Source organism: Burkholderia sp. ABCPW 111, assembly GCF_000773065.1.
Classification (GTDB): Bacteria; Pseudomonadota; Gammaproteobacteria; order Burkholderiales; family Burkholderiaceae; genus Burkholderia; species Burkholderia savannae.
The window spans coordinates 1-6,232 of the sequence record NZ_JPWT01000011.1 but is presented as its reverse complement, the minus strand read 5'-3'; the positions used below and the strand labels follow the sequence as shown (position 1 = coordinate 6,232).

General features: G+C 68.3%; 4 protein-coding genes. 2 read left to right on the top strand and 2 right to left on the bottom strand.

Going from position 1 to position 6,232, the window contains the following annotated elements:
* Window positions 1-147: 147 nt before the first annotated feature.
* Complete coding sequence (locus X946_RS03870) at window positions 148-2,142, bottom strand: ABC transporter ATP-binding protein (protein WP_038744350.1); 1,995 nt, start codon at window positions 2,140-2,142, stop codon at window positions 148-150.
* Between the two features lie 981 nt (window positions 2,143-3,123).
* On the opposite strand from X946_RS03870, the gene X946_RS03865 reads away from it, so the two are divergent.
* Window positions 3,124-4,005 carry a Dyp-type peroxidase gene (locus tag X946_RS03865; protein WP_038744348.1) on the top strand — a complete coding sequence of 294 codons (882 nt, stop codon included), beginning with the start codon at window positions 3,124-3,126 and terminating at the stop codon, window positions 4,003-4,005.
* Window positions 4,006-4,064: 59 nt separating this feature from the next.
* On the opposite strand, the gene X946_RS33125 is transcribed toward X946_RS03865, so the two are convergent.
* Window positions 4,065-4,592 (bottom strand): hypothetical protein, encoded by a 528-nt coding sequence (locus X946_RS33125; RefSeq protein WP_152611623.1) that lies wholly within the window; start codon window positions 4,590-4,592, stop codon window positions 4,065-4,067.
* A gap of 295 nt (window positions 4,593-4,887) precedes the next feature.
* On the opposite strand from X946_RS33125, the gene X946_RS03850 reads away from it, so the two are divergent.
* Window positions 4,888-6,114: a DUF3472 domain-containing protein gene (locus X946_RS03850; protein ID WP_052145000.1), complete on the top strand. Its 1,227-nt coding sequence runs from the start codon at window positions 4,888-4,890 to the stop codon at window positions 6,112-6,114.
* The last annotated feature ends 118 nt before the right edge of the window (window positions 6,115-6,232 follow it).

Below are 6,232 nucleotides of genomic sequence, written 5' to 3'. Positions count from 1 at the left end.
CGCAAGACGAAGCGACGCAAGACGAAGCGACGCAAGACGAAGCGACGCAAGACGAAGCGACGCAAGACGAAGCGACGCAAGACGAAGCGACGCAAGACGGTCGGCGCGCTCGCGCGCGCCCGTGCCTTGCCTTCGTCGCGCCCGCGGCTACTTCTCGACAGCGACCGCCGAATCGTCGATCCGCCCGTCGCCGTCGTCGGGCGCGCGATGCGCGCGCCGCGCGTCGTGTCCGTCGAGCACGCCGGGCTTGTCGCGTTCGCCGCGCTCGTTGCGCTCGTCGCGTCCGTCATGCTCGTCGCTCAGCCACTCGGCGGCGTCGCCGCCCGTCTGCTCGATCAGGCCCTTCGCGAGCTCGAGCGCCTGCCGCTCGAACAGCCGCCGGTAGACGCCGCCTTCGAGCCGGATCAGCTCGTCGTGGCTGCCTTCCTCGATCACGCGCCCCTTGTCGAGCACGATCAGCCGATCGAGCGCGCGCACCGTCGACAGCCGGTGCGCGACGACGAGCGTCGTGCGTCCGACCATCAGCCGCTCCATCGCCTGCTGGATCAGCACCTCGCTTTCGCTACCGAGGCTCGACGTCGCTTCGTCGAGGATCAGCACCGGCGCGTCGGCGAGGAACGCGCGCGCGATCGCCACGCGTTGCCGCTCGCCGCCCGACAGCTTGATCCCGCGTTCGCCGACGAGCGTGTCGTAGCCCTGCGGCAGCTCGGCGATGAACTCGTGCGCGCTCGCGAGCCGCGCGGCGCGCTCGATCTCGCCGCGCGTCGCGCCGGGTCGCGCATACGCGATGTTCTCGGCGAGCGTGCGGTGGAACAGCAGCGGCTCCTGCTGGACGATCGCGATCTGGCTGCGCAGCGAAGCCTGCGTGACGTCGGCGATGTTCTGCCCGTCGATCGCGATGCGCCCGCCGTCGACGTCGTACAGCCGCTGAATCAGCTTGATGAACGACGTCTTGCCCGAGCCCGAATGCCCGACGAGCCCGATTCGCTCGCCCGGCGCGATCCGGATCGAGAAATCGTCGTACAGCGGCTTCGCATGCGCGCCGCTGTAGCCGAACGTCACGTGCTCGAAGCGGATCTCGCCGTGCGCGATCGAGATCGGCTTCGCGCCCGGCTTGTCGTCGATGCCGAGCGGCTGCCGCTCGAGCGACACGAGCTCCTCCATGTCGTTGACGGAGCGCTGCAGGTTGCGGATGTGCATCCCGATGTCGCGCAGATAGCCTTGCAGCACGAGGAACGTCGTGAGCGCGAACGCGATGTCGCCGACGCTCGCGCGATCGTGCGCCCACAGCCACAGCGCCGCGCCGAGGATCGCCGCCTGCATCGCGACGAGCATCGCGCCCTGCACGCCGCCGTTCAGCGTGCCGCGCCGCCACGCGCGGCGGGTGCGCGCGCGCCACTTCGACACGACGCCGTCGAGCCGCGCCTCTTCGCGGGTCTCCGCGCCGAACGCCTTGACGACCGGGTTGCAGCTCACCGCGTCGGCGAGCGCGCCGCCCATACGCGTGTCCCACAGGTTGCCGAGCCGCGCGGCGGGCGCGACGAAGCGCAGCGACATCGTGACCGTCACCGCGATGAACACGACGGAGCCGCCGCCGACCACCGCGCCCATCACCGGCCAGTGCGAGCCGAGCAGAAGCGTCGCGCCCGCGAGCATCACGACGGACGGCAGCAGCGCGACGAGCAGCGTGTCGTTGAGCAGGTCGATCGCCCACATGCCGCGCGTGATCTTGCGCACGGTCGAGCCGGCGAAGCTGTTCGCGTGCCAGTCGGTCGAAAAGCGCTGCACGCGATGGAACGCGTTCGCCGCGATCTGGCTCATCATCTCGAGCGTCAGCACGATGATGTTGCGGAACGCCGCCTGCCGCAGCAACGTGCAAGCGAGCCCGATGCCGATCAGCATGCCGAACGCGTGCAGCGCGCGGCTCCATGCGAGCGCCTTGTCCGCGGCGGTGACGCCGTGCGACAGCGCGTCGACGAGGCGTCCCGCGAAGAGCGGCGTCAGCACGTCGCCGAGCGCGGTGGCGAGCGCGAAGAACGCGATGGCGGCGATGCGCGCGGGTTGCGCGCGCCAGTGCCGGAAGGTGAACGCGAGCACGTCGGTAAACGCTCGTCCACCCGGATGGGTTGTTTTTTGGGCCATTTGTCGGGGCCCGGTCGCTCGTGGCGAACGGGACTTGTCGATTGTTGTTCGAAACGAAAGCCGGACGCATGCCGCTGCGCGTCAGCGCGCGAAGCGAAGGCGGGGAACTGTCCGGAAGCTGTGCGGGCTGGATAGTGGCCCGCGAAGACGACGACTTAGAACGCGCGTCGTGGAACTGCCGTCGGGGAGGTGACATGCATTCGCGACATCTGGCACCTCCTTCGAACGTTGAGTGAGTGGAGTGAAAGCGAGCGGAGTTCAGCTCGTGAAGCGATTCTAGCGGCCGTTTCGCATTGCTGCAATGTCAGACGAATGGATGTTGCCGATTCGATACGGGGCGATGCGCGGCGATGCGGCTCGCCGCGTTCGATTGGGGGCGGAGGGAGTCGGTTGGCATCGGGACTCGACGTGCGCCGCGATTGCCACGCGCGGGCGCGCCGGGCGTATGGGCGTATGCGTGTGGCGCTATGCGCCCGGCGGGCCGAAGCGGTTCGTACACGCGTACGCGTGCGCGGCGCGCGAAGCTTTCACGGCGTGCATGTCGCCGATGCGGAAGTCGCGGGCGGGATGCGTCCGCTGATATGTCCCGGGCGGGTGCGTCGGTTTGGGCTTGCGCGCGGCCGGACATGCTTCGAGCGCGTGTATTGCGACCGTGGCTCCCCGTTCCGGGGGGGCCGCGGCGAACGCATGTGCTCGGGACGACGCGTTCCCGACCGGGACGGCGCGAACGGACGCCCGCCGAGCGGGCATGTCCCAAGCGGGCGCGTCCCAGACGGGCACGTCCCAAACATGCAGCCCCGAACGCGTCTCTCCCAGAAGGGCCGCTCCCGAACGGGCATGTCCCGAACGGGCACGTCCCGAACGGGCATGTCCCGAACGGGCACTTCCCAAGCAGGCACGTCCCAAGCAGGCGCGTCCCGACGTTATGGGACAATCCGGCGTCCCCCACCCTGTAGAACCGAACACTGCATCGAGGAAACGATGAGCGATTTTCAGCAAGGCATTCTGGCTCCGATTCCGGCGGCGAGCCGCTACCTGTCCTTCCGGATCACGCATCCGGAGCGTGCGGCGAGCGCGCTCGCCGCGTTGCGTGACGCCATTGACGGCGTCGACACGGTGATCGGCATCGGGCCGTCGCTCGTGCAGGCGCTCGACAAGAAGATCGACGGCCTGAAGGAGTTTCCGGAGCTGTCGGTGCCGGGCGCGCCGGTGCCGTCGACGCCCGCGGCGCTCTGGGTCTGGCTGCGCGCCGACGATCTCGGCGCGGCCACCGTGCGCTCGCGCGAGATCGAGCAGCTCGTCGCGCCCGCGTTCGAGCTCGACTGCGCCGCGAACGCGTTCCGCTACGCGGACGACCGCGACCTGTCCGGCTACGAGGACGGCACCGAGAACCCGGAAGGCGACGAGGCGATCGAAACCGCGTTCGTGTCCGGCAAGGGCGCGGGCTTCGACGGCGCGAGCTTCGTCGCGGTCCAGCAATGGGTGCACGACTTCGGCAAGATGCGCGAGATCCCGGGCGACGAAATGGACCGGATCATCGGCCGCCGCAAGGACGACAACGAAGAACTCGAAGACGCGCCCGCGTACGCGCACGTGAAGCGCACCGAGCAGGAGAGCTTCAAGCCGGAGGCGAAGGTGCTGCGGCGCTCGTCGCCGTGGGCGGACGAGCGTCGCGCCGGCTTGTATTTCGTCGCATTCGGACATTCGTTCCGCGCGTTCGAGGTGCAGATGCGCCGGATGATCGGCGCGACCGACGGCGTGCACGACGGCCTGTTCCGCTTCACGCAGCCGATCACCGGCTCGTTCTTCTGGTGTCCGCCCGTCAAGGGCGGCAAGCTCGATCTGTCGGCGCTCGGGCTGTAACGCGGTCGCGCGGCGTCGCCGCACGGGCGTCCGTGCGGCCGGCGCGTGCAGCGAATCCGTCAATTCGCGTGCGTGCCGGCGGACCGTTCCACGTCGCCGCGTTGCGCGCCCGAATCTTCCGTCAGGGCTTGCGCAGAAACGCCGGGCTCGCGATCGGCCGCGCCCGCGCCGGCGCCGTGCCGCTCGCATCGCTCGCCGCTGTGCCGTGGGCCTTGTCTCCCGAATCCGAAGGCTTGGGTTTGCACGGCCGCATCGTCGACGCGCGCGCTCAGGCGGGCTGCACGCCGCAGGTCTCGCAGCGTGCGATCCGGAGGGACACCACCGTGAGTCTCGTCGGCGCGGGGCTCGGCGTATCGCCGGTTCCCGCATCCCCGCGCGAGGATCGGCGCAAGATGGTCGTTTATCGCGACATCGACGCGCCCGGCACGCCGGGTTTCGTACGAACCGGCATCGGCGCGGCGTCGCGGCGATCGTTCCCCGTCACTCGAAGCATTCCGGGAATCGGCGTTCGGGGCATCCGGTCGACGGATTTCGAATGCGATCGAGGCTGATTCGCGCTGCCGGCGAATACCGACGTGAATGCGCAATCAATCGGCAGCCTGATGTTTAATCGGCGGCAATCGATTCATCGGAACGGACGTTTTTCGAACGGCTTCGATTTCCTGTCGGCAGCGCCGCTTCGTTCGGGCGAAGTGAGCAGTGTCGCGCGTTGCGAGCCGCCGGACGGGCCGATGAAAAGCGCGGCGCCGACTTTCACGGAGTCGGCTTCGATCATTTAAACAAGTAGATAACATATTAAATATTAAAAGAAATTGATTATCCCGTCGGATATGGTCGGTTATTTTCATCGGGCGAGTGAGCGTCGCTTATAGTGCACGACGCATGTCCGCCAATCGAAACATCCGTACGAGGAGGATCGAATTGAAATTCAAGTGCATCGCAGCAACCGTCCTGGCCGTGGCGGCCGTCGACGCGACGGCCGCCGGCGCCTGCCTGAACGGCTCCGTGATCGCTTCGTCGACGAGCGCACCGCTCGTCGCGAGACAAGGCTCGGCGTTCTCGTCGACGCTCTACGATCCGGCGATCACGTCGAACAACCGCACGCACAACCCCGTCATGCTGACGGTGAAGGTGACGAACAAGGGCCAGCCGGTTTCCGGCTGCGATGTCGCGTGGCAGCCGCGGGGCGCAGGCAGTGCGTCGGGCTGGCTCTTTCCGGTGAACGCGTCGACCGGCGCGGACGGGGTCGCGTCCGCGTGGTGGATCGCCGGCAGCGGCGGCGCGCAAACGGCGGTGGCGAGCATCCGCAGGTTCGACGGCACGGCGCAGAGCGTCGCGATCGGCGGCTCGGCGCAGCCGCACCGCACGCGCGCGAACTCCGTCCATCTGAACTACCAGCAGGCGAGCGGCTGGACCGCGTTCAGCGTCGACGTGACGCCCGAAGCGCTCGCGCCGACCACCTATTGGGAAGCGATCGGCTGGCCGGGCGCTTACACCGGCATCCAGTCGGTCGACGGCAAGCAGAACGGCCTGGTCCTGTTTTCCGTGTGGGACGCGAACGGCAAGTCGCCGCAGATCATCGCGAAGGGGCCGGGCGTCAGCTGCACGCAGTTCGGCGGCGAAGGCACCGGCTACAAGTGCTCGAAGAGCCATGCGCCCGTCGCGGGCCGGACATATCGCTTCATGGCTTCGATCGCGCCCGTCGCCGGCCAGAACCAGACCGACTATTCGGTGTGGTTCACGGACACGTCGACCAACGTGCGCGAGCTGATCGCGACGCTGCGCTATCAGAAGAGCCTGCAGTCGGCGAATTTCGCGAACAGCTTCGTCGAGGATTGGGCGACGCAAGGCGCGTCGTGTCTCGACGCGACGCAGCGGGCCGGACAGTACGGCAACGTATGGGCGTTCGACAGGGTGGCCGGGCGGTGGGTCGCGGTCAAGAAGGCGACGACGTCGGCCGTCTACACGCCCGATCACAACGAGATCTGCTCGAACTATCAGTTCTCGGTGGTCAACGGCAACTTCCGGATGAGCACGGGCGGCTACGCGGTGGGGCAGCCGCACAATCTGCCGGGCGGGCCGAAGTCGATTCTGCTGACGCTGCCTTGACCCTCGGGCGCGTCGCGCCCGTTCGGCGGCGTGGGGCGTGACGCGTCGTCTGGCCCCGCCTCGCCGCTTGGTTGCATGCCGCCCGGTTGCATCGTCGCTCGCGGTTCGGGCGGTCGGT